Origin of the sequence: Bacillus mesophilum, assembly GCF_008923265.1 — a bacterium.
GTDB classification, from domain to species: Bacteria; Bacillota; Bacilli; order Bacillales; family Cytobacillaceae; genus Cytobacillus; species Cytobacillus mesophilum.
Genome location: NZ_WBOT01000006.1, coordinates 81485 through 101879 on the forward strand (window position 1 = coordinate 81485; position 20395 = coordinate 101879).

A 20395-nucleotide genomic window follows, 5' to 3' on the forward strand; every position below is an offset into this window, starting at 1 on the left:
TCATCCCCCCTTGTACAAACTTGTCATTATTAGTGTAGTATAAAACACAAAAATTAGAACTGTTAATTTGGACAATCTGAAGATGAGGTTACATTTAAAAAATAAAAAAGACTAAATCAAATATGAATAGACTGCTAAACAAGCAATTGATCCAAGAACCACAAAAATGACATTCACCCCTAAATACGCCAATAAAAAGGCTGCACTGGCTCCAAGCAGACCAAACCAAAGGTCTTCCCCGATAAATAAAACGCCAGGAAAAATTAATGCGCCTAAGGTTGCATAGGGAACATTTTGCAGAACACCTTGAACAAAGGAAGGCAGCTCTGCACCTTTAAAAAGAAGAAAAGGAAGCAGGCGCGGAAGATATGTAACAACACCCATTCCAATGATCATCCACATGATTTCACTGCTCATTGTACTTCCTGCCTCCTTCTTTAATATATTGTACAGCCTCAACCACTACTGCAGAGATAAGTGTAGCTGCAACAATCGACCACCCTGTAGATAAACTCTCAGTAACTGTGAAAATACTATTCAAGCAGGCTGAGGTTGCCGCAAGAATGACCACTTTCACACCTTTTTTCATAGAAGGCACAAGCAGTCCAATAAACATGGCATAAAGAGCGACAGACATGCTGTCTTGTAAAACACCTGGGATGCTCGCACCAATCACATGGCCAACTCCTGAGAAGACAACCCAGCTTGCATAGGCAATCAGATTAACACCCAGCATATAGCCTGCCGTAATCTTTCCTTCCTTTACAGCAGCTATAGAGAAAGTTTCATCCGTAATGCCAAACGAATAAACAGCTTTCAATAAGGTTGAATCATCCTCTGCTTTTTCATTTAGAGCTGCTGACATTAGAAAATGTCTGATATTCACAATAAACGTTGTCGTAATGATCTCAAAAATACTCGTTCCTAATGTAAGCATGGTCAGCGACATATATTGAGAAGCACCAGCAAACACAATCAAACTCATCATAACCGTTTCCACAAGCGTTAAACCTGTCGACTTAGCTAATAGACCAAACGTTAACGCGATCGGTGCATAGCCGATTGCGATCGACAGCCCTGAATGCAGCCCTTTTTTAAAATCAGAAGGAGAAGTCTGTTCTTTCATTGCAATTTCAGTCATACTGTAACCACCTTACTAAAAGTGTATACAAAGCGTAATGCTTTTTTCACTGAATCTTCTATAACACATATACATATTCTAACATTTCTATTATATTATACATATGTGCGTTATACCATACAACTGTCTTGGGGGTAAAAATGGAAAATATTCAAAAAAACATTGGCAGTAATTTAAAGGATATCAGAAGATTACGCGGACTTTCATTAGATGGCTGTTCAGCACTCACAGGAGTCAGCAAAGCGATGTTAGGACAAATTGAGCGTGGAGAATCGAACCCGACAGTTACAACATTATGGAAAATTGCCAAAGGGCTGCAAGTATCTTTTTCCTCTCTCATAACAGAAGATCCATCTGAGATCCAGCTGATTGAATTAAAGACAATCGAACCAGTGGTGGAAGCAGATGGAAAGTATCGGGTTTATACGGTGTTTCCTTTTGATCCACGCAGGAAGTTTGAAGTCTTTACAATTGAACTAGAGCCTGGATACACACATTGCTCCCAGGAACATTCAAAAGGTGTGGAAGAGTATATAACCGTCATGTCCGGAAGGCTTGAACTAGAAGTAAACGGGCAGATATTAACCATAGAATCAGGAAACTCTATTAAATTTGCTGGAGATCAGCACCATGCATATAAAAGTGCAGGTCATAAAGTTACTCGCTTTCAAGCCATTATGTATTATCCATAAGCACTATTTATTCATGCAAAGGCAGGATCATTCAAGTAGCTGATCCTGCCTTTGCACGAAAATATCATTAAATTAAAATAGCTTGGTCATTTGTTAACTGTTCACCGCGAATACGCTGGAATTCTTCTAGAAGACTTGTGACAGTCAGCCCTTGCTTTTGCTCTTCATTTGCTTCCATGATAATTTGGCCTTTATCCATCATGATCAGTTTATTCCCAAGATCAAGTGCCTGCTGCATATTATGGGTCACCATTAAGGTTGTAAGTCCAAAATTAGCTACGATGGTTTTCGTCAGGTCTGTAATCAGCTCGGCTCTTGAAGGATCAAGTGCAGCCGTATGCTCATCCAGCAGTAAAATTTTCGGTTCAGTAAAAGTCGCCATTAATAAGGACAATGCTTGACGTTCTCCTCCTGATAAAAGACCAACCTTTGCCTGAAGGCGGTTCTCCAATCCTAAGTGAAGCATTTCAAGCTTTTCCTGAAAGAAACTGCGTCTGTTCTTTGCTACTCCCATTTTCAATCCGCGCCGGCGTGTTCTACTGTATGCAATAGCCAGGTTTTCTTCAATTGTCATGGAAGGAGCCGTACCTGCCATAGGGTCCTGAAAGACTCTTCCGATAAGCTCTGAACGTTTATGTTCTTTCCAAAACGTTACATCACTTTCAGCGATCCTGACTTCCCCAACATCGGGTATCATTTTTCCAGAGATTACATTCATCAATGTAGACTTGCCTGCACCATTGCTGCCAATGACGGTCATAAAGTCACCAGGTGCAAGATGAAGATTGAGATTTTTGAGAGCCGCCTTCTCGTCCGCGGTTCCCTCATTAAACACTTTATGAATCTGTTTTAGCTGCAGCAAGCTGTTCACCACTCTTTTCCATCAGGTTTCTGCTTACCTCTGCCATTCTTCTTTTTCGCCGCTTCCTTTCACGCTGATTTTCAATCAGCTTCGGAACGACAAGGGCACCAATGACAATTAAAGCAGTAATAAGCTTCATATCTCCTGTATCAAGAAACTCAACACGAAGTGCCAGTGTTACAATAATTCGATATAGAATTGCTCCGCCGATGATGGCAAGTGTTGCTCTGATAATTGTTTTTGCCCCAAAGACGGCTTCACCTATAATAACCGAAGCAAGCCCAATTACAATCATTCCTATTCCCATGCCTACATCACTAAAACCATTATATTGGGCGATTAATCCTCCTGAAAGAGCAACGAGTGCATTGGATAATCCAAGGCCAAGCACCTTCAATAAATCAGTATTGGCTGAGAAGCTTCGAATCATTGTTTCATTATCTCCTGCCGCGCGAATGGCCAACCCGATATCTGTTTTTAAGAACCAGTCAATCAGGAATTTAAACAAAAAGGCAAGCAGCAGCATCAGGACAATAATTCCCCATGTTTTTGGGATAAATCCTGGCATCATGCTCTCCAAAAACTCATCTATCCCTAAGCTTTTCCAGAATGAAGTAAGCTTTGTCATCATCGTTTCTTCAGATAGTAAAGGTATATTTGATTTCCCCATTATTCGTAAGTTAATTGAATATAAGGCAATCATCATAAGAATCCCTGATAATAAAGGATTAATTTTTCCTTTTGTATGAAGCAGACCTGTTAAGCATCCTGCCAGAAAACCGCTGAGCATTGCGGCGGCAGTGGCGATAAATGGATTTACTCCTTCGACGATCAGCACCGCAGCCACAGCTGCACCAGTCACAAAGCTGCCATCGACCGTTAAATCAGGAAAATCAAGGATTCTAAATGATAAATACACGCCCAATGCCATCAAAGCATATATCGCACCTGCCTCTATAGAGTTAAAAATTGCAATAGGCATACAAGCTCTTCCTTTCTAATTGCCGCTATTATTCTTCAAACTCCGCAATCTCTTCCCATTCTGTTTTTAGTTCTACACCCATTTCAGCTGCAGCGTTTTTATTGATTAATAGCTTTAGATTTTGAGGATATTGAACGGGAAGCTCTGAAGGCTGTTTTTCTCCCTTCAATACTTGTGCTGCCATGACGCCTGCTTCATAGCCAATATCATCATAATTAAATCCATATGCTGCAAAGCCCCCGCGGCTGACAGAATCCAGTTCCCCAACAAACAGCGGAAGGTCCTCATCATTTGCAACTTGAATAACAGACTCAAGCGCAGAAACAACGGTATTATCTGTAATAATATAGAACATATCTGCTTTTCCAATTAGAGATTCGGCAGCCTGCTTTACTTCTGATGAATTTGAAACCGTCGCTTCTACAAGTGATAAATCTGTAGACTTCATTGCCTCTTTTACCAGATTGATTTGCGCAACAGAATTTTGTTCACCAGCATTATAAACCACTCCAACACTGTCACCATCCATCTCTTCGTCCATAAACTTAACCGTGTTAGGAATAGCATCTGGATGATTATCGATCGTACCAGTAATATTTTCACCTGGCTCATCCACTGACTTTACCAGCTCAGCGCCGACAGGATCTGTTACAGATGTAAAGATAATCGGAATATCCTTTGTCGCATTCAGAGCACTTAATGCGCTTGGAGTTGAATTAGCAAAAATCAGATCCACACCATCTCCAACAAAATTGTTTGCAATGGTTTGGTTATTATTTTGATCTCCCTGTGCAATTTGCACATCATATTCAACTTCAAGACCTTCCTCTTCAAGCGCCTTTTTAAAACCTTCAAACGCGGCATCTAAAGATGGATGTTCAACCAATTGTGTTACACCTATCTTATAAGCATCCTCACCACCGCTATTACTGTTTGCATTATCACCGCTTGCAGAACTTCCGCAGCCGCTGAGCAGCAGCATACTTAAAAACCCTGCACCATAAATTAATTTTTTCATTTCTTGCTCCCCCTCCACTTTAACGCTTTTATGCTTTTATTCACTAAATTATAAATCCGAAGCAAAACAAACACAAGAGATTTTTTGAAATTGGGAGATAATTTTGAAATTTTTATGTCATGAGTTATACATTTAAAAATGAGGCTGAGAAGTACTGAAGATTAAAGCTTAGTTAAATTGGTGGTTTATCAGGTGAAATTCTATTACTTTATGATTGAATTTGCATTTTTCCATTCTAAAAATAAGGTATATTCCCTTTTAATCGAAGTTTTCAAAGCATATTTATGGAGATCCTATCAAAATTTTCAAGTTTCCTATCAAAATTATTGCTTTTCCTATCAAACTTCCGCGCTTTCCTATCAAAATAAAAGCTTTTCCTATCAAATCTGCAAATTTTCCTATCAAATACTATCTCCCCCTCTTTCCGAACTGGCTAGACAGAATATTCTCCTCTTCTCCTATCTTTATCTTTTAAACAGAAAGAAGCTGGGACAAAACGAAATTAATATTTCTAAAACACGAATATTCAATATCTTGGTTTCGGTATTTAATCAAGACCGTTCCATTGCGCTGCGCACCCTCGGTTTCCGCGGGGAGCAAGCTGAGCCTCCTCGTCACTTCGTCCTGCGGGGTCTCACCCTTTGCTCTGCAGCTCGCAGGAGTCGAGGGCCCTCCGCTCCATTTCACTCATGTAAATAAATATATTTTATAGTTATAAATAAAAAACCGAATGATTAGAAAGACGATCTTCCTAACCATTCGGTTCAATAGGTGTGTTAAATACTTATGTCCCAGCCTCTAACGTCATTGACTGTATTATTCCCCTATAAAAACAGGTGCTCTTTTTTCCGAAAAGGCAGCCAGTGCTTCTATCCTGTCTTTCGTCGGAATTGTTACTTCATATGCTTTTCTCTCTATCTGTAATCCTGTTTGCAGGTCTGTATTCATGCCTTGTTTAATCGCAAATTTCGCCTGCTGAAGGGCAATAGGGCCGTTTTTGAGTAAGAGCTCAGCAAACGCATGGCATTCATCTAATAACTGCTGCGGCTTTTCGGATACCCCTGTCACTAGTCCCCATTCCAGTGCTTCTTCTGCTAAGAATCGCTTCGCCGTTAAAATGAGTTCTAGTGCTTTTGGTTCTCCAATAATCCGCGGAAGCCTTTGTGTCCCGCCGGCCCCTGGAATAATCCCGAGACTTGTCTCCGTTAATCCCATTTTGGCCTCTCTCACAGCAAATCGAAAATCACATGATAAAGCCATTTCCATGCCGCCTCCAAAGGCAAAACCATTAATCGCCGCAATGGTAGGCTGGGGAAGTGTGTCTATTGCTGTAAACACCTCTCCAATTTTATAAATATTGCGGCGTACTTCCTCCTGAGACAATGTTTTGCGTTCTTTAAGATCAGCACCCACACTAAATGACTTTTCACCCACTCCCGTAAAAATAACGGCTCTGACATCCTTATCTATCCGGATTCCTTCTATTACGCTTTGAAGTTCATTTAGCATTTCATAATTAAAGGCATTTAAAGCATCTGGGCGATTTAGACGGATCACACTGATAAAATCAAACTTCTCTACTAAGATACAACTCATGACTGCCCCTCCTCTATTATCTATATAAATACTATTCAAGAACAAACATTGTAAACCCTTTCAATCTTCTGAATAAAAAAAAACCGCTATACAGCTCATGTAGGAATCACATAAACCTTCAAGCGGTCTGCTCGGCATATTATTTTGCTGCCAGTTTATTTCGTAATGCTCTGCGCAATATTTTTCCAGTTGTATTTTTCGGGAGCTCATCAATAAATTCAATTGAAGTTGGAACTTTGTATTTTGCCAGATGCGCACTGCAATAACTTAACAAGTCTGTTTCCGTCAGCTGCGGATTTCTGCTGACAATAAAACAGTGCACCGCTTCTCCTAAATTAGCATCTGGAACTCCAAGCACAGCTGTTTCAATCACATCTGGATGATCATATAAAACTTCCTCTACTTCCCGCGGATATACATTGTAGCCGCCGACAATGATCATGTCCTTCTTTCGATCCACAATATAAAAATACCCTTCATCATCCTGTCTGGCTAAATCTCCCGTATACAGCCATCCTTCTCGCAGAGCTGCTGCTGTATCCTCCGGTGCTTTGTAATAGCCCTTCATCACATTCGGACCGCGGACAATTAATTCACCGACTTCACCGAGCTTGACTTCTTCACCAAGTTCATTCACAATTTTATTCTCAACATCAATGATGGACTTTCCTATAGATCCGGGCTTTCTCGGGGAATCTAACGGATTAAAACAGGTCACTGGAGAAGCCTCAGACAATCCGTAACCCTCCGAGATTACAACATTAAACTTCTTTTCAAAGCTGGTTAAAAGGGCTACAGGCATAGATGCACCGCCAGAAATACAGAGACGCAGGCTTTCTAGTGCAGCAGCTTCACCTTCTTCATATTGAAGAAGAAAATTATACATCGTTGGTACCCCTGCGAAAACAGTCGGCTTATATTCCTTAGCCAGCTTAAAGATTTCTTTTGGACTAAACTTCGGATCAATTAGAATGGTTGCTCCATTCAAAAGGGGAGCATTTAAGGCAACTGTTAAACAAAACACATGAAACATCGGCAGTGTGGTAATCACAATATCATTTTCATTCATATGAAGAAAATCGCTGACACTTTTGGCATTGCTGTATAAATTCCCATGTGTCAGTATGGCACCTTTAGGTTTTCCAGTTGTTCCTGACGTATACAGAATTACAGCCGCATCATGATCTGCTGTATCAGGACCTTGATAGTGAGGACTTCCTTCAGAAAGCAAACGTGTAAACGATTTCATTTTACTAGACTGTGATATGGAAGAATCACCCTGTTGGGCTGCCTGTCCATTCAATGTTTCACATACGATAAAATGTTCAACTGTCGGCAGCGACTGATGCATTTTTTCGGCAAGCGGCACAAGTAAATCAAGCATAATTACAACCTTCGCATCGCCATTATTCACAATATAAGCAATTTCATCCGGTGTGTAAATTGGATTAATGGGGACTACAGTAGCCCCAAGTCTAAGAGCACCATGCAGGGAGATCACAAAATGCGGTGAGTTCCCAAGCAGCAAAGCAATATGATCGCCTTGCTTTACCCCTAAATCAGCCAGTGCAGACGCAAACTTTGTAACAGCTCCATCTAATTCACCATATGTGCAGCTTTCTCCCATAAAATAATACGCCGTTCTGCTTCCATTTTTTAAAGCTGTCTCATGCAATTGCTTTGTCAGATTCATCCTTTCATCCCCTTTGTATGACGAAATGAATGAATAGTCATTCATTTCATAATTAAAAATTTTCTAAATTTATTATATTAAAAGATCTTTCCTGCCGCAATAGATGAAGCAAAAAAGAAGTGCAAAATACGCACTTCTCTCTGTCTTCCCTCAATATATTAATTGTAAAAAGTCTTCCATCGTAATATTTCCAAAATAATGCTTGATGTCTGTATCTTTTAAAGCTTCTTCAATCGCAGCTCTTTCATAGCGCTGACCAGTCAGTTTTTCTTCAATTTCACCAACATCACCTACACCAAAAAAGTCACCATATATTTTGCATTCTTCAATGATGCCTTTATTGACATTTAGTCTGATATCAATTGAACCAACTGGAAAGCGGTGAGAATGCTGCAAATCAAATTTTGGAGATTTTCCATAATTCCAATCCCAGTTCTGGTATCTTTCTTTAGAAAGCTGATGAATTTTTTCCCAATCTTCCTCTGTCAGGACATATTCAGGGATATCCTCAATATCACCAAAGATATTTTTTAATAGAAGTGTACGGAATTCCTCAATTGTTACCTTTTCATGCAGGAATTCTGAGATATTTGCCACTCTGCTTCGAATTGATTTAATTCCTTTAGATTCAATTTTATCCTTCTTAACTCTTAAGGAAGATACAACATGATCAATCTCAGAATCAAACATTAACGTGCCATGACTAAACATTCTGCCTCTAGTCGAAAATTGTGCGTTGCCGGAAATCTTGCGGCGCTCAACCGTTAAGTCATTGCGGCCGCTAAGCTCTGCATTAACACCAAGCTTTTTCAATGCGTTAACAACAGGCTCGGTAAATTTACGGAAGTTATGAAAGCTTTCACCATCGTCTTTTGTAATAAAACTAAAATTTAAATTTCCAAGATCATGGTAAACCGCTCCGCCGCCAGAGAGTCTGCGCACAACTGTAATCCCATTCTTTTCAACATACTCCGTGCTGATTTCTTCAATCGTATTTTGGTTTTTACCGATGATGATGGAAGGAGCATTAATGTAAAACAATAAATATGTTTCATTGATGTCCAAGTTTTTTAATGCGTATTCTTCAATCGCAAGGTTAATTTGCGGATCGTTAATGCCTTTGTTATCTATAAACAACATTTCAATTCACTCCTCAAATATGTAAGCATTCACCTGTTTTTGCAAGCGATATAGGGCCTTCGAACACTTGTCCAGCCTCTTCAATCAGCATCTCAAGTTTACCATAATGGGGTAAATGAGTTAAGACTAAGTGCCCAGCATTCGCACTATTCGCGAGCTTCCCTCCATCAAAACTATTCATGTGCCCTGCATTTCTGCCATCCTGATCTCCATAAAAATTACACTCAGCTACTAACAAATCAGCACCTTGACTAAAGCCGGCCAATTCATCCTTGTAGGCAGTATCTGCCGTGTATACCAGCACTTTTCCGCCAGCTTCAAAACGCATGGCATAACAAAGCACAGGATGAACCGTTTCCATAAAGGTAATTTTAAATGGTCCTACTGTTAACGGCTGATTAGGATTATACTTTATGCCTTTTGTAATATTTTTATAAGTTAACTTTTTAAATTCAGTTCCATCTCCATCATGAGCGTATATAGGCAGTTCCGGCATGTCTTTTCCTAGGAATCCCTGAATTAATCTGGCATGCTGCAGAACACCGATATCTGCATTATGATCAGGATGATAATGTGAAAGAATAACAGCATCCAGTTGTTCCGGCTGAATATACTCCTGCATTTTCGAAAGCACACCGCTGCCGCAATCTACAAGCATTTGAAAACCTTCATGTTCTAAAAGATAGCCAGAACTTGCTTCGTTCATCTTTGGATAGCCGCCCCAGCAGCCAATAATCGTTAGTTTCATCCGATAACCTCCAAATTAAATTTCTTAATTCCAATATACTTTATCATGTCCATAAATTCACTGTTTTGATATTGGCATATTAAATAAATACTATAGTGTTCTGGAAATTGGCACCTCTCTCTATTAAAACATTTTTTTCAGCAACTTGAAGTGTGTATTCTCACTGCTATAGGCAGCAAAAAAACCAAACAATCCTGCAGAGCATCAATGAAAGGATCTGCTAATTGCTTGGGCTTTCCTTGGCTTACAATTTTTGATTCAGCCTCACTATATCTCAAAAAAAAATAGTGGGTAAAGTCATCCGTCAATGACCTTCCCCACTAATTCTTAGTATGTTAATTACAATCAATGTGTTAAGGATTCTGAACCCCCGTGCAATCGTTTATATAATAATTGAAAATACAGCATGCTTCCCATTATGAAAACAATCATATATCCTGCTAAGAAGCTTGCATTATGCCACATGAAGCTGAAGTCTCCGCTAGAAATGACTGCTCTAAAGCCAGCAACAGAATAAGTCATTGGCAGAAGGGCGTGAATTGGCTGTAAAACATCTGGAATTAACTCGAGCGGGAATGTCCCTGCACTAGTTGTGAGCTGCAGAATTAAGATGATTATGGCGATAAAACGGCCAGGATCTCCTAAACTTGTAACCAGGAACTGGATGATTGCTATATAGGTTAAGCTTGTGATGATCGCAAAAAGAATAAACAAGCCTACATTTTGCACCTCAAGGTTTAATCCTGCCAGCATCACAAACGAAGCAATCAGTGCTTGAATCACACCTACACCTGCAATCACGCCAAATTTGCCGATAAACCAACTGAATGCATTTTTAGGCTCTGCAGCAGGTTCTTTCACCGGAAAAACAATTGTAAGCAATAAGGCACCGACAAACAATCCCAGTGATAAAAAGTAAGGCGTTAAGCCAGTTCCGTAATTTGGTACATCACTGATGCCATCAGAGTCGAGTTCTACTGGACTCGCCATCATATTAACTGTTTGGTCTGTAGCGTGAACGGAACTAGCTTGATCTGCACCTTCAGCTAAACTGTCTGCAAGCTGGCCAGAACCGTCAGACATTTTGGCGTTTCCATCTGCAAGCTTTGTTGAACCGTCCGATAATTTTTTGGTACCATCTGCAAAACTAGCAGATCCATTCGTAAGCTCACCAACACCTCCAGATAATACACCTGCTCCTTTAGCAAGCTCAGCTGCTCCTGTCTTTGCTTCTGTAAATTTAGCAGCAAATTGCTCCATGCCTGCTTGAAAGTCTGAATGTCCTTGCACAAGTGAGTCAGATCCGCTTTTTAAAGCGGAAGCCCCTTCTGCAAGTTTTTGTATTCCTTGCTGTAATCCTGTTTGACCTTCATGTAAGCCCGTTAGTCCAGCAGCAAGCTCGGTCGCACCAGCAGACAAATCGGAAGCAGAGTCTGCAAGCTGTGTTGTTCCAGCTATAAGACTTTCTAAACTTGATTCTAAAGCAACTCTTTCAGGTGAATCTTCTGGAAGCTGGGAGATCATTGCCTGCAGATTAGCCTTTAAATCTTTAATACCATTACTTACCTTTTCAGCACTAGATTCCCACTGTACTAAAGATGATGATAGTGTTTTTGCACCAGACTCTAATTCTTCTGTGCCGCCTGTTAAAGCAGGAAGTTTTTCGTCAACAGCATGGATCCCTTCCTCAGTCTGCTGAATGCCTGATGCTAAATCACTTTGACCGGCTGCTAGCTGTCCTGCTGCTCCTTCAAGCTGTTTATGTCCTTCCTCCAGCTGCTGCATGCCGCTGGCCAAATTTCCGGCACCATTTGCAATCTCTTTTGAACCACTATTGATTTCACCTACTCCATTATTAAATGCAATGGATTTTTCTGCTAATGTGACTAGATTCTTATGCAGTTCTCCTGACCCCGTTTTTAAATCTTTGGCAGCTGCATCAAGCTCAGCAGCACCATCACTTGCCTCGCCAAGACCGTCAGCAACCTCTGTCATTTTATCAAACATCTTTTCAGCGTAAGTTTCCGTAATTTTTTCTGATAGAGATGATTTAATCTTTTCGATTGCTGAATCTCCTATTTTTCCGGATAAAAAGTTGTAGCCTTCGTTCGTAACATACTTTAAATCTAATTTTTCCGGGTGATCTTTCAGCAAAGTTGTCGCGTTTTCAGAAAAATTTTGAGGAATCTCAACGAGCAAATAATATTGTTCATTTTTAAGATCCTCATAAGCTTTGTCTTTCGCTAGAAAATGAAAGGAAAAATCAGCGCTTTCCTTTAAGTTTTCCACCAGATCATTTCCCAGCTGCAGTTCTTCACCTTCAAAATCAGCACCTTTGTCGTCGTTTACAATCGCAACAGGCAATTGATCTAAATGTCCATATGGATCCCAAAATGCCCAAAGAAACATGCCCGCATATAAGATGGGGATAAATAAAATAGCCATAATTGGAATCAGCACTTTTTTATTGCCGAAAATGGATTTAAGTTCTGCTTTTAGTAAACTTCCCTTCATAGATGTCCTTCCTCCAGTACTGTTGACCATAATGTTCAATTGGTCATTTTAATGAAAAAATGGAGGATTATCTACACAGATAATCCTTTAAATACGTATTGCTCAAATATTTTTGCTATCCTCTCCTTTTCGAGAGGTTCGTGCCCTTTCTCCCAATCAAATATGAGTGAGACATACAGTTTTAACATAATAAAGGCGGTCAATTCTGGATCACATGCTTGTATCTCACCTTTTTTAATTGCCTCAATCACCTTTTCCCTCACATAATGGATAATGGCAGCCTCCAGCCTCGTCATCACCTCTAATACAGCAGGTGTGCCCATTTCCTTTTCTTCCTGAAAGAGCTTGATTGTCAGCTGATGCTGTTTGCGGAATTCCAGGATTTTGTAAAGTGCCCGATGGACATTTTCGTGAAAAGGCAGCTCAGGATCAATCGCCTCGTCGGCTTCCCTTTTCATTTCAGAAATTAATGTTGAAATGATTTCATCAAAGAGCTCCTCTTTGTTTTTAAAAAAAGTATAAATTGTTCCTTTACCTACATTTGCAATTTTTGCTACCTGATCCATCGTTGTTGCTTTGTAGCCAAATAAAGAAAAGCTCTTTGTTGCTGCCTCAATGATTAATCTTTTACGATCAACAGACATTCCTTCACCTCATAACTGACCAAATGAACAAATCGGTCAATTTTCATAAAAATAATTTAGCATGATTCTTATCGGTTTGCAACCATCAAATATTTTCCTGCATAATCTCACCAAAACAAAGAAAAGCTGCCTTAATTAAAAGGCAGCCTGCTTCTCTCTATATTGTAAAAACTCTAACACCTTATCTACCGCTTCTTCTCCCTGATCTATACAATCAGGCATGCCCAAGCCATCATAAGAGCTTCCCGCAAAGAATACACCTGGCATTTTTGCTGACAGCTGTTCTTGTGTACTGCTTACTCGCTTTTTATGACCAACTGTGTATTGCGGCATTGAATCCTTCCATCTTGAAACAACCGAAAATTCAGGTTCCATCGTGATATCCATTGTTTTTCTTAAGTCTTCTAAAACACTTGCAATAATGGCATCATCTGATAAGTCGACGATTGTCTCATCGTTTGCGCGGCCAACATAACACCTGAGCAGCACTTTTCCTTTTGGAGCTGAATGCGGCCATTTTTTATGTGTCCATGTACAAGCTGTTATGGTGTAATCACTATTTCTTGAAACGACAAATCCGCTGCCATCTATATCTTTAACAATGGCTTTTTCCGGAAATGCTAATGCAACTGTAGCAACGGATGTGGAAGGCATTTCTTTAAACTCATCCATTATCTTTGTTTCATTAAGTATTGATGCAGCAGCGTGATGCGGAACAGCCAGGACAACGCTATCAGCGATAATCTCCACTCCGCCATTCATTGATATTTTGTAGCCTTTTGAGAGTTTAGTTACGCTCTCTGTTCGGAGACCTTTATAGACAGAACCACTTTCAAGCTTTGATTCTATAGCATGAATAAAAGATTCTAACCCGGATTTAAATGTTAAAAATGCACCTTGTTTCTCTTCTTTATGCTGCTCCTTTTTTGGAGCTGCTGGCGCTGCTTTTTTCATTCCGAGAATTAAGCTGCGATGTTTCTGCTCTACTTGGTAAAACTGAGGGAATGTTGACATTAAGCTTAATTGATCAATGTCCCCAGCATAAATTCCTGATAATAAAGGCTCTATCAGATTTTCTACAACTTCATTCCCAAGCCTTCTGCGGAAAAATCCGCCGAGAGACTGATCTGAAACTGGAGCTGACCGAGGCAGCAGAAAATCTGCTGCTGCCCGCAGTTTGCCTCCTGGCGAAAAGAGGGCTGTTGTGATAAATGGAGCAATCTCAGTAGGGATACCCATAATAGAGCCGCCTGGCATAGGATGCAGGCGCTCCCGTGCAAGAACAAATGATTTGCCTGATGTGCTTGTAACAAGTTCTTTTTTCATTCCAACTTCCTCTGCAAGCCGATAAGCGCTTCTCTTACGGGCGAGGAAGGAATCCGGACCTCTTTCAATTACATAGCCATCTCTCTTTACGGTATGTACCTTCCCTCCAAGGCGATGTGTTGCTTCAATCAGCTTTACATCAAGGGACTTTCCTGATTCCTTTGCAGACTTCTGCAAATAGTAAGCAGTTGCCAAACCAGTTATGCCGCCTCCAATAATTACCACCTTGTAATTGTCTCCTTGCACGATTCTCGCCTTCTTTTCTTTTCCTATTATTTTTCTTTCAGTTTATTTAAAACAACAGCTGCCATTGCATCAATAAATTCTGGTTTCGCATTTGGCATTGCTGGACGATAATAGCTCGCACCAACTTCATCCGTGACTACCTTGCACTCATAGTCATTGTCATATAATACTTCAAGATGCTCAGCAACGAAGCCAACAGGAGCATATACAAATGCTTTATAGCCTTTTTGTTCGTATAAATCTCTCGTTAAATCTTGAACATCAGGTCCTAACCAAGGCTCTGGCGTATTGCCGGCACTTTGCCAGCCAATTTCATAGCTCTTGATTTGCGCAGCTTCTGCAATTAAGTCAGCCGTTTCTTTGAGCTGATCTGGATATGGATCTCCCATTTGTATAATTTTTTCTGGCAGGCTATGTGCAGATACAACTAGCACAAAGTCATTCTTTTCATCCTCTGGCATTGAATCTACAACCGTTTTTAGAGCGTCTGACCAATATTGAATAAATTTCGGCTCCTTATACCAGCTTTCAACGGATGTTATCGTTAAACCGCCAAGTTTCTCTGCTTCCTCTTTTGCTCTGCCATTGTAAGACTTTATGCTAAAAGTCGAAAAATGTGGTGCAAGCACAATGCTAACAGCTTCTGTAATGCCATCTGCATGCATCTGCTGTACAGCATCCTCAACAAAAGGTTCAATATGCTTTAATCCGATATACATTTTAAATTCATATTCGTCTTGGATGGCATTTAAATGCTGCTCTAATCCCTCAGCCTGTTCTTTTGTAATTTGTGCAAGCGGTGATATGCCGCCAATTGCCTCATATCTGCTGCGCAAATCCTCAAGCATTTCGTCAGAAGGCTTTCGTCCGTGACGAATATGTGTATAGTACCTTTCAATATCTTCCTCACGATACGGTGTTCCATATGCCATAACTAATAATCCAAGTTTCTTTCTTTCCATGATGTTCACCTCTAAGTTTCTTATCTTACTTGCTTAATTTTTCTGCAGAATATTCATGAACAAATGCTGTAAGTTTTCTTAATGTTTCCGGATTAACTTCAGGAAACACACCATGCCCTAAATTAAAGATATAACCTGGAGTTTGCAGTCCCTGATCAAGAATTTCAATCGTTCTTTTCTCGATTTCGCTCCAAGGAGCGAGTAAGATGGCCGGATCCAGATTTCCTTGCACCGCTTTTGTGATTCCGAGCTCTCTCGCTTCTTTAATTGGAAGCCGCCAATCAAGACCCACTACATCAAGCGGCAAATCATGCCATTCTAATGCAAGATGGCTCGCACCGACACCAAACATAATTAATGGCACATTTTCTCCCTTTAATTCCGTAAAGATTCTTGTCATGACTGGCTTAATAAAATGACGGTAATCCGCTACATTTAATGCACCAACCCATGAATCAAAAATCTGAATAGCTCTTGCTCCAGCTGAAATCTGAGATTTCACATATGTAATGGTCATGTCAGCAAGCTTGTCCATCAATGCAAACCAAGCAGCTGGCTCAGAATACATAAATGCTTTTGTTTTGTTGTAATTTTTTGAAGGGCCGCCCTCAATCATATAGCTTGCAAGAGTAAATGGTGCCCCCGCAAAACCGATTAGCGGAACTGACAGCTGTTCTTGTGTCAGGAGCTTAATGGTATCAAGCACATAAGGCACATCTTCTTCTGGATGGATTTCCCCCAATTTATCAACATCTGCTTTGGATCGAATAGGGTTATCAATCACAGGGCCGATTCCAGATTTGATTTCAACATCAACACCGATGGCCGGCAATGGTGACATGATGTCTTTATATAAAATAGCTGCATCATTGTTGTACTGATCCACCGGCAGCTTTGTTACATAAGCACAAAGCTCAGGCTGATGCGTAATTTCAAATAAAGAGTATTTCTCCTTAATCGCTCGGTATTCCGGCTGAGATCTGCCAGCCTGGCGCATATACCAAACAGGCGTATAGTCTGTCTTTTCCCCTTTTGCTGCTTTTAGAAATGTTTCATTGATTAGTTTTGTCATTTACATTATATCCACCTTTCAAAACCTGTCTGCCTTACATTGTAATATATATAATTTAAAAATAGAAATTTGAAGGTTAGCTTCTTTGTGATTGCTTACAATATATCGTTTTTCCTCGTATTTTGTATAGAAAATCAGACAAAATGTCAAAAAATATTCTTTTTTAGCGACACAAATGAAAGCGTTCTATATTATTAGGAGATTCATTTTTCAGCATGTATAATAGTACTGTACATTTGAATTTGAAAGGAGTGTTGAAGAATGTTTATGTATTTTACTTCCGGCACCTATGATTTCTTAAAGAATATTAAAGAAAAACATACAAATGAACAGCTCGTCCTGCTGGAGAATGAAAACAATGCACTGCTAATCCATGAATCTTCTGGCAGCACCTTTTTTAGTGCACCAAGATCCTATGAAATCTTTGAAAGTGCTGGCGAGTTCTCAGAACCAGGCTTTGCCGTATTAAACAATATCCCTGTTACAGATGAAGGGAGACCGCTTTTTGAATATCGGTTTAAGAATCGGAAAGGCAAAATTGAAAATGAACCAGGTTTTATCGGTCTGCGCGTTTTGCGTCCCCAAAAAGATCATACATATATCGTTTTAACCTTTTGGAAAGATGAAAAATCGTTCAACAACTGGCAAAACTCAAACAGTTTTAAACAGGCGCACAGCAAACCAGACGGACAAAAAGAAGAACAGAGCAAACCGCCTCAGATTTTTGCCGGTGCTTCCTACATTACCAAATACTATCGTGCAAATGAAGATGAATAAATGATGTAAAGCGGAATCACGAGGGGTTTTATTCCTTTGTCATTCCGCTTTTTATTTTGTTCTCTATTTACATTTTTCAATAGTCGTCACTCATTGCAGACCTTTCATTATTCAGCTATTCCAGCACCCTCTTACAGCTATGCCACCTTTCTCTTGCTTCGTGTTATGAATCTAGTAACTCCATTTATTCATTTAATTTCGCCAGTCTATTAGCCCGATTTTAATTTCATTCACACCTGCTCTCCTTTTTCATAATCTGTATAACAGGCGATAGCCTAATGTTTTATGAAAGGGGAATTTCCTTATGGGGGTTGAACTTACTTTACTTCATTGGATTTATGTCCTGTTTATCATAGCAATAATCGGATTTATGGTGATGAGAAGAGATACAACCATAGTTTGTATCGTTGGCATATTCCTAATTGCTATTGCAGCCTCTGGTTCCTTAAGTGCATCCGTCAGCAGTATTTTTTCCAGTTTTATTTATGCCATCACTGAGCTATTGCCAACCATTCTCATTATTTCTATTATCGTTGCCATGAGTAAAACACTGACAAAAACAGGCATTAATGATGTGATGATTTCTCCTTTTGCGAAATTTATTAAAACACCTGCATTAGCTTATTGGACAATTGGAATATTAATGATGGTTATTTCTTACTTTTTCTGGCCATCTCCCGCTGTTGCTCTGCTTGGAGCTGTCCTGCTTCCAGTAGCTATTCGTGTCGGTTTACCGGCATTAGGCGTTGCTATGGCAATGAACCTATTCGGCCATGGAATTGCACTTTCAGGAGATTTTATTATTCAAGCTGCACCAAAGCTTACAGCCGATGCGGCAGGGCTGCCTGTTTCTGAGGTCGTTTCCGCAAGCATACCACTTGTCATTGTCATGGGTGCAGTGACAACGATCACTGCGTTTTACTTTATTAGAAGAGACATGAAAACCGGCAAATTAACTGCACAAACCGGCAAGTCAAAAGAAGAAGTTTCAGAAAAAGAAGATCGTGTTCAAGAATCACTGCTAACACTTGGCCAGAAGCGATTTTTCGCCTTGTTCATTCCCCTCCTGCTTATTGCCGACGTGGCAGCGATGTTTGCATTAAATCTTCAAGGCGGAGATGCTACGGCACTGGTTGGCGGGACCTCAATCTTTATCCTTCTGATCATTTCCATTGTCGCTCATAAAAACAAAGGGCTTGAAAAAACAACAAGCTATTTAATCGAAGGCTTTCAATTTGGGTTTAAAGTATTTGGTGCTGTCATCCCGATTGCTGCGTTTTTCTATCTGGGCGATGCTGGATTCACTGCCATTATCGGAGAATATTTACCAGAGGCTTCATCTGGCATTGTCAATGACCTCGGGCTTGCACTTGCCTCAATTGTTCCATTATCCGCAGAGGTTGGAGCCATTACTTTAACAGTTGTTGGTGCCATCACCGGTTTAGATGGTTCTGGCTTTTCAGGTATTTCTCTCGCTGGATCAATTGCCAGCTTATTTGCAGCTGCCATCGGGTCAGGTGCAGCTGTATTAACAGCTCTTGGGCAAATAGCTGCCATTTGGGTAGGCGGAGGAACTCTTGTCCCTTGGGCGCTCATTCCTGCTGCAGCCATTTGTAATGTCGACCCTTTTGAATTGGCACGCAGAAACTTGATTCCAGTAATAATAGGACTTACAGTGACAACCATTGTTGCAATGTTTTTAATTTGAAGCAATAATGGATCAGGTAGTTTTCCAGATAGAGATTTGTTGATTTCATCCAGTGAGGTTAATGTCTTTTCGTGGTATTTACTTAGCTGAGTCTCCTCGATGCTCTGTACCTTTTGGGTCTCACCCTTTTCACTATTCTCCACAGGCGTCGAGTGTTCTCCTCTCCATTTCTATGTGAATTTTAAAATAACAGTTAAAAAAGAACCGAATGGTTAAGAAGATTTACTTCCTAATCATTCGGTTCTATGGTCTTGTTAAATTCTTATGTTCCAGCCTCAATTCCCTTTTCGGTAACCTTGAGGAAGCAAAGATTTGATTATTATCGCCTGCTGCTTACCCTTTCAATTTCCTCCGCTCTCCTAAAACGCCATGCAAAAGCTCATACAAGATAATGCACAGAAACACCCATATAAAACCAAATGTGTAGCCTGCAGCAACATCTGTTGGGTAGTGGACACCTAATACAATTCTGCTGATGCCCATGAGAAGGATCATCGTTGCTGCCAATACTCCAACAAGCCACCGAGTTGCACTTTTCTGAAGAGACATAATGATTAAATAGGCCATCATAAAATATAAGATCATGCTGATCATCGCATGCCCGCTCGGAAAACTCAAACTGTTGACCTCTACTAAATGTTCAGCATCGGGGCGTTCTCTGCCGATCGTGTTTTTCAGCCACTTATTGACTTCATTTCCTACTGCCACTGCAAATACAAAAACAGCAATTCCCACAAAGTCCTTTTTGAAGAAACCAAGCCAGAGAATAAATATAATGGCAACTACGCCTACTCCCATTGTATTGCCCAGCCAATTCAGACCAATAAACAACTGATGAAGCAGCTCGCCCCCAAAAAGCTCGCTTGAAACTGATGTAATCTGGACGTCGAACCTCAAGCGCTCACCTGTTTGGACAGCCATGACAAGCAATATAGTAAAAATAATGGCAGTGGCTAAAAAAACATAAGATAATTTAGACTTTCGTAGACTCATAACCTCTTCTCCCTCTAAATAAAGGCTTCATTTAAAAACTTCTTCACAATGACAAATGCCGATACTTATTTTACCATCATTTTCATATTCTTTTTTGTACTCTTAAAAAATTTTTCTACTGAGTAAACCCTATTGTGCACTTAAATAATTCTTGTATGAGGAGGTGTATCCAGCAATTTATTTCGGAAACAGAAAAAAATTCTCTTATATAATTTTAAAAATGTTCATAATATTATATAATATAGTACAAAAAAGAAGTTAGGGGAGATTTTTTTGCTAGA

Annotated in this window: 18 protein-coding genes; 3 read left to right on the forward strand and 15 right to left on the reverse strand. The window is 40.0% G+C overall.

Going from position 1 to position 20395, the window contains the following annotated elements; genetic code table 11:
* Window positions 1-111: 111 nt before the first annotated feature.
* Both F7732_RS17140 and F7732_RS17145 read right to left on the reverse strand, forming a co-directional pair.
* On the reverse strand, window positions 112-417 hold the full coding sequence (locus F7732_RS17140; RefSeq protein WP_151575264.1) for an AzlD domain-containing protein: 306 nt from the start codon (window positions 415-417) through the stop codon (window positions 112-114).
* Complete coding sequence (locus tag F7732_RS17145; RefSeq protein ID WP_151575266.1) at window positions 407-1141, reverse strand: AzlC family ABC transporter permease; 735 nt, start codon at window positions 1139-1141, stop codon at window positions 407-409. The genes F7732_RS17140 and F7732_RS17145 overlap by 11 nt, the downstream gene beginning before the upstream one ends.
* 140 nt (window positions 1142-1281) lie before the next feature.
* Here F7732_RS17145 and F7732_RS17150 point away from each other — a divergent pair, with 140 nt between their 5' ends.
* Window positions 1282-1833 (forward strand): helix-turn-helix domain-containing protein, encoded by a 552-nt coding sequence (locus F7732_RS17150; RefSeq protein WP_151575267.1) that lies wholly within the window; start codon window positions 1282-1284, stop codon window positions 1831-1833.
* Window positions 1834-1900: 67 nt separating this feature from the next.
* Here F7732_RS17150 and F7732_RS17155 read toward each other — a convergent pair whose 3' ends face one another.
* The 12 genes from F7732_RS17155 to hemE form a co-directional block, all read right to left on the reverse strand.
* A complete protein-coding gene (locus F7732_RS17155) occupies window positions 1901-2695 on the reverse strand; it encodes an ABC transporter ATP-binding protein (RefSeq protein WP_151575269.1) in 795 nt (264 codons plus the stop codon).
* The gene (locus F7732_RS17160) at window positions 2670-3677 is read right to left on the reverse strand and encodes an ABC transporter permease (protein ID WP_151575271.1); all 1008 of its coding nucleotides are present in this window, start codon (window positions 3675-3677) and stop codon (window positions 2670-2672) included. Before F7732_RS17160 ends, F7732_RS17155 begins: the two co-directional genes overlap by 26 nt.
* Before the next feature lie 28 nt (window positions 3678-3705).
* The gene (locus F7732_RS17165; RefSeq protein ID WP_151575273.1) at window positions 3706-4695 is read right to left on the reverse strand and encodes an ABC transporter substrate-binding protein; all 990 of its coding nucleotides are present in this window, start codon (window positions 4693-4695) and stop codon (window positions 3706-3708) included.
* A gap of 816 nt (window positions 4696-5511) precedes the next feature.
* Window positions 5512-6291 carry an enoyl-CoA hydratase-related protein gene (locus tag F7732_RS17175; RefSeq protein ID WP_151575277.1) on the reverse strand — a complete coding sequence of 260 codons (780 nt, stop codon included), beginning with the start codon at window positions 6289-6291 and terminating at the stop codon, window positions 5512-5514.
* A gap of 139 nt (window positions 6292-6430) precedes the next feature.
* Window positions 6431-7984 carry a fatty acid--CoA ligase family protein gene (locus tag F7732_RS17180; protein ID WP_151575279.1) on the reverse strand — a complete coding sequence of 518 codons (1554 nt, stop codon included), beginning with the start codon at window positions 7982-7984 and terminating at the stop codon, window positions 6431-6433.
* Between the two features lie 150 nt (window positions 7985-8134).
* Window positions 8135-9124 carry a lipoate--protein ligase gene (locus tag F7732_RS17185; protein ID WP_151575281.1) on the reverse strand — a complete coding sequence of 330 codons (990 nt, stop codon included), beginning with the start codon at window positions 9122-9124 and terminating at the stop codon, window positions 8135-8137.
* Between the two features lie 13 nt (window positions 9125-9137).
* Window positions 9138-9872, reverse strand: coding sequence for an MBL fold metallo-hydrolase (locus tag F7732_RS17190; RefSeq protein ID WP_151575282.1), 735 nt, complete (start codon window positions 9870-9872; stop codon window positions 9138-9140).
* A gap of 345 nt (window positions 9873-10217) precedes the next feature.
* Window positions 10218-12386 carry a YhgE/Pip domain-containing protein gene (locus F7732_RS17195; RefSeq protein ID WP_151575283.1) on the reverse strand — a complete coding sequence of 723 codons (2169 nt, stop codon included), beginning with the start codon at window positions 12384-12386 and terminating at the stop codon, window positions 10218-10220.
* 71 nt (window positions 12387-12457) lie between these two features.
* The gene (locus tag F7732_RS17200) at window positions 12458-13030 is read right to left on the reverse strand and encodes a TetR/AcrR family transcriptional regulator (protein ID WP_151575284.1); all 573 of its coding nucleotides are present in this window, start codon (window positions 13028-13030) and stop codon (window positions 12458-12460) included.
* Window positions 13031-13165: 135 nt separating this feature from the next.
* On the reverse strand, window positions 13166-14602 hold the full coding sequence (hemY, locus tag F7732_RS17205) for a protoporphyrinogen oxidase (RefSeq protein WP_151575286.1): 1437 nt from the start codon (window positions 14600-14602) through the stop codon (window positions 13166-13168).
* Window positions 14603-14628: 26 nt separating this feature from the next.
* Complete coding sequence (gene hemH / locus F7732_RS17210) at window positions 14629-15564, reverse strand: ferrochelatase (protein WP_066447764.1); 936 nt, start codon at window positions 15562-15564, stop codon at window positions 14629-14631.
* Between the two features lie 25 nt (window positions 15565-15589).
* Window positions 15590-16636 carry a uroporphyrinogen decarboxylase gene (hemE, locus tag F7732_RS17215; RefSeq protein ID WP_151575287.1) on the reverse strand — a complete coding sequence of 349 codons (1047 nt, stop codon included), beginning with the start codon at window positions 16634-16636 and terminating at the stop codon, window positions 15590-15592.
* A gap of 261 nt (window positions 16637-16897) precedes the next feature.
* On the opposite strand from hemE, the gene F7732_RS17220 reads away from it, so the two are divergent.
* Entirely contained in the window at window positions 16898-17413 is a 516-nt protein-coding gene (locus tag F7732_RS17220; RefSeq protein ID WP_151575288.1) for an antibiotic biosynthesis monooxygenase family protein, read from the forward strand.
* 304 nt (window positions 17414-17717) lie between these two features.
* Window positions 17718-19121 (forward strand): hypothetical protein, encoded by a 1404-nt coding sequence (locus F7732_RS17225; protein ID WP_151575289.1) that lies wholly within the window; start codon window positions 17718-17720, stop codon window positions 19119-19121.
* 333 nt (window positions 19122-19454) lie between these two features.
* Here F7732_RS17225 and F7732_RS17230 read toward each other — a convergent pair whose 3' ends face one another.
* A complete protein-coding gene (locus tag F7732_RS17230) occupies window positions 19455-20114 on the reverse strand; it encodes a phosphatase PAP2 family protein (RefSeq protein WP_151575291.1) in 660 nt (219 codons plus the stop codon).
* Between the last annotated feature and the right edge of the window lie 281 nt (window positions 20115-20395).

What these genes read in the sequence shown, in the direction of transcription:
- F7732_RS17160 (WP_151575271.1), bottom strand. Translation starts at nt 3,677, where the DNA reads ATGCCTATTGCAATTTTTAACTCTATAGAGGCAGGTGCGATATATGCT.
- F7732_RS17165 (WP_151575273.1), bottom strand. Translation starts at nt 4,695, where the DNA reads ATGAAAAAATTAATTTATGGTGCAGGGTTTTTAAGTATGCTGCTGCTC.
- F7732_RS17140 (WP_151575264.1), bottom strand. Translation starts at nt 417, where the DNA reads ATGAGCAGTGAAATCATGTGGATGATCATTGGAATGGGTGTTGTTACA.
- F7732_RS17180 (WP_151575279.1), bottom strand. Translation starts at nt 7,984, where the DNA reads ATGAATCTGACAAAGCAATTGCATGAGACAGCTTTAAAAAATGGAAGC.
- F7732_RS17190 (WP_151575282.1), bottom strand. Translation starts at nt 9,872, where the DNA reads ATGAAACTAACGATTATTGGCTGCTGGGGCGGCTATCCAAAGATGAAC.
- hemE (WP_151575287.1), bottom strand. Translation starts at nt 16,636, where the DNA reads ATGACAAAACTAATCAATGAAACATTTCTAAAAGCAGCAAAAGGGGAA.
- F7732_RS17150 (WP_151575267.1), top strand. Translation starts at nt 1,282, where the DNA reads ATGGAAAATATTCAAAAAAACATTGGCAGTAATTTAAAGGATATCAGA.
- F7732_RS17145 (WP_151575266.1), bottom strand. Translation starts at nt 1,141, where the DNA reads ATGACTGAAATTGCAATGAAAGAACAGACTTCTCCTTCTGATTTTAAA.
- F7732_RS17230 (WP_151575291.1), bottom strand. Translation starts at nt 20,114, where the DNA reads ATGAGTCTACGAAAGTCTAAATTATCTTATGTTTTTTTAGCCACTGCC.
- F7732_RS17175 (WP_151575277.1), bottom strand. Translation starts at nt 6,291, where the DNA reads ATGAGTTGTATCTTAGTAGAGAAGTTTGATTTTATCAGTGTGATCCGT.
- hemH (WP_066447764.1), bottom strand. Translation starts at nt 15,564, where the DNA reads ATGGAAAGAAAGAAACTTGGATTATTAGTTATGGCATATGGAACACCG.
- F7732_RS17220 (WP_151575288.1), top strand. Translation starts at nt 16,898, where the DNA reads ATGTTTATGTATTTTACTTCCGGCACCTATGATTTCTTAAAGAATATT.
- F7732_RS17200 (WP_151575284.1), bottom strand. Translation starts at nt 13,030, where the DNA reads ATGTCTGTTGATCGTAAAAGATTAATCATTGAGGCAGCAACAAAGAGC.
- F7732_RS17185 (WP_151575281.1), bottom strand. Translation starts at nt 9,124, where the DNA reads ATGTTGTTTATAGATAACAAAGGCATTAACGATCCGCAAATTAACCTT.
- F7732_RS17225 (WP_151575289.1), top strand. Translation starts at nt 17,718, where the DNA reads ATGGGGGTTGAACTTACTTTACTTCATTGGATTTATGTCCTGTTTATC.
- F7732_RS17195 (WP_151575283.1), bottom strand. Translation starts at nt 12,386, where the DNA reads ATGAAGGGAAGTTTACTAAAAGCAGAACTTAAATCCATTTTCGGCAAT.